Genomic DNA, 3,175 nt, shown 5'->3' on the forward strand with positions numbered 1-3,175 from the left:
ATATGACAAACGTGTCTATGTCTTCCTCGGCACGGTCACGGTCGCCGCCCTGGCCATCTGGCTCCGCTCATGATCGACCGGACAGAACCTAGCGCATCGGCCTGGGCCATCGTCACCGCCCGCTGCCAGGCATCGCCCGTAGCCCGTGGACCGTCTACGGGTACCTGCTTGGGGAATCGGGTTGCTTCGGCGTCTGGGAGTCCGATACCCAGGCGGCCCTCCGCGGTTGCGATCTGGCTGGTTCCAGGGTGGAGGGTTTCGATCCGGGAAATGCTGTGCTGACGGCTCGCGGGGGGTGCTTCGGCGGTGGCGGTGGTGACGGTCTGTGGCGTCGCGGCGGGTCGCCGGGGGGCGGGTCCCTCGCCGCCACCGTGGGCGGGGGTGTGTGTGGTGTTCCGTTCGCCTCTGGTGGGGGTGCCGGCGGGGAGGTGGCCGGCGCGTCGGTCGGCGGCGGTGGCCTGGCGGCCGGCGGCGTGGAGGAACACGTCTTTGGCGGTGGTGGCGCCGGTGCCGTCGGTTTCGGTGGTGGGTGGGTGGTCTGCCAGGTGTGAGCGTGTGTGGGTGAGGAGTTCGCCGGTGGTGGTGTGTTGGTTGGTGAGGCGGTGGAGGGTGAGTTCGCCGGCGAACGCGGCGCGGAGTTTGACGAGTTCGGCGTCTTCGGGGGTGTTGGCGGCGGATGTGGGGCGGTCGGCGGGGGCCAGGACGGTGTTCACTTCCACACGCAGGCGTTGCCGGTGGGTTTCGGGCAGCGCCTGCCACCAGGCCCGCAGAACTGTGGGGTCGAGGGCCTGGACCTCACGCACCAGCGGGTGCTCCTGCGCCCTGGCGACGGCCGCGGGCCAGTTCGGCTCGCGGCTGCGCCAGTCGTCGCGCCCGTACGAAGGGCTGTGTGTGGAGGGCGTGGAGGAAGGCGACGCCTCGCCACCGGCAGTGCCGGCGGCGGGGTTCCTGTTCGTGGTCGTGGCCTGCTGGTCCGGTGTGGTGTGCCGTGGGGTGCCTGGTTGTGGGGTGGGTCGGTCTGTGGGGTGCTGGGGTGTGGTGGTGTCGGTGCCGGGACGGGTGGGGGTGTGTGCGGTGGGTTCGGGCTGGTGGGCCGGTGTGGGTGTGGTGGGGTGGTGCGCGGTGGGCTCCAGCCTGGTGGTGGTGTGGTGTTCGGCCGATGCCGATGCCGATGCCGTGGGGGCCGGCGCGCCGTGCGGGGGCAGCTGGCCGGGATGGGCGTGCCCCGCCACGGCACCGGCACCGGCCGCGGTACCCGGGTGCCCCGACCCGGCCGTGGGCACCTGGGGTTCCTGCCGGTCGGCCCGGTCGTGGGCCCCGCCGGTGCCGGCGGGCTGTGCCGTCAGGGCCTCGTGCGTTGCCTTGTCCGGCTCGTGTGCGTCCACCGGGTCCGGGATCGGGGAGGCTGACTCCGGTCTGTGTGTGACCTTCGGCCGTGTCACCCGCTGCGGTGCGGGGTCCGGAACGGGCACGGACTCTGCAGCCGGTACAGGCTCATCCGCCTGGTGGCCACGGGCCCGCTCCGGCTCCGGCCGCTGCCGCTGCCCCTGCCCGGGACCTTGGCCTTGGTCCTGGGTCGGGGTCGGGGTCGGGGTCGGGGTTTTCTCGGGCCGGTCGGGGTGTGGTTCCTGGGCCGGGGTTTTCTCGGTGTGGGGCGCGGGGGTTTCCGGGTTGGCCTGCAGCGGCGACGCGCTCTGGTGTCGGGTCTGTTGGTAGTGGTGGGTGGCGCCGCCGATCGCGCCGGTGCCGGCGCCCGCGGCGGCCGCCAACCCGAACGCGGTGGGGTCCCATTCGCCGCCCTGCCAGGCGGTGGAGATCACCATGCCGGCTTCGCCGCCGATCGCGCCGCCCAGCGCCCCGCCGGCGGTCTTCCGTAGCAGGTCGGGGCCGATGAGGTGGTCTCCGAGTCCGCGTCCGGCCACATCCCCGATCCCGCCGGCGAGCCCGCCGACGGCGGAGATGAGCAGGGAGGTGACGTCGAGTCCCTGCCGGTACTTCGCCGCCTCGATGCCCTGGACGAAGGCGTCCTGGCCGAGGCCGAACAACGCACCCGAACGCATCGCCGCCAACAACTCCGCCACGATCTCATTCACCGATCGGCGTCCGCCGGCCATCACGGCGGGCACCAGGGCCGCCGACGCCCCGCCTGTCGCCGTGATCGCCCACACGAGTTGGGCGACGGTCCACAGGGTGATCGCCGCGGTGAAGCCCATCATCAACTGCGCCCGGTCCACCTCCCGGGCCTGCTCCTCCAGCGCGGTGGCGCCCTCGTCCAGGGTTCGCGCACCCTCGCGGGCACTGTCCCCGACACCGACCAGGGTGGAGGCCATCATCGCCCCCGCCCCCGGCATCACCACCCCGGCGCCCACCATGGCCCGCTCCACCGCCAGTACCCGGTCGTTGACGATTCCGGCGGCTCGCCGCAGCGCTCCCGCGCCCGCCAGCAGGCCCGCCGGGTCCGCTTTCGGATACGACGACCCGGAGATCGCTCCCATCAGCCACGCCCACCACGACGGCGTCTGTTTCCCCGAGTTGCCCAGGTTGACCATGCCGGACAACACGTCACCCACAGAGAACCTCGACACCACAAATCCTTCCAAACCCAAAGAGGGCCACACCCACGACCGGACCGGATTGAAGTGGACCGGTGGGAACACAACCAGGAAGACACAACGCGACACACCGACAGGAACGTTCAACCAACGAGGGGCAGACGTGCCACCCCCTGCCACGCCGGTCTGGTTGACGTCGGCGGTCTGCTGCTTGTCGAGTCCTGGCAGCAGGTGGGCGTCGATGAACGGCAGCAGGAAGTTCAGCACCTCGGCGGTGCGGGCCTCCACGGCGCCAGCGGACGCGGTGAGCCCGTAGTGCTGGAGGGCGTTGCGGGTGGCACCCAGCTTCTTGATCGCCTCGACGCCCTTTGAGGTTTGAGGGGGGTCTAGTTCAGATGCATGGAGGTGTGTGGGCTGGGGTTTTGTGGGTGTGGTGAGAACGGGTGGGCAGGGTTTTTGGGCTCTCCTGTTGCTTCCGTGGGTGGGTTCATGCAGCTTGACGGCCTGGTAGGTGGGGTCGGTGGCCGCCGAGGCTGAGCATGGCGAGGGCGATCAGGGCGGCGGCGTCCTTGAAGCCGAAGGCCATGCGGGTGATCAGCCGGATCTTGGTATTCATGCTCTCG

1 protein-coding gene and 1 pseudogene are annotated in these 3,175 nt (G+C 71.1%); both read right to left on the bottom strand.

Features of this window, described 5'->3' with window-relative positions; genetic code table 11:
- Nucleotides 1-35 precede the first annotated feature (35 nt).
- Nucleotides 36-2,585, bottom strand: coding sequence for a hypothetical protein (locus AB0O11_RS39225; RefSeq protein ID WP_363397385.1), 2,550 nt, complete (start codon nucleotides 2,583-2,585; stop codon nucleotides 36-38).
- Between the two features lie 454 nt (nucleotides 2,586-3,039).
- Nucleotides 3,040-3,175: pseudogene (locus AB0O11_RS39230) on the bottom strand (ISL3 family transposase); the annotation flags it as partial.

Source organism: Kitasatospora sp. NPDC093102 (assembly GCF_040683915.1).
Lineage (GTDB): Bacteria > Actinomycetota > Actinomycetes > Streptomycetales > Streptomycetaceae > Kitasatospora.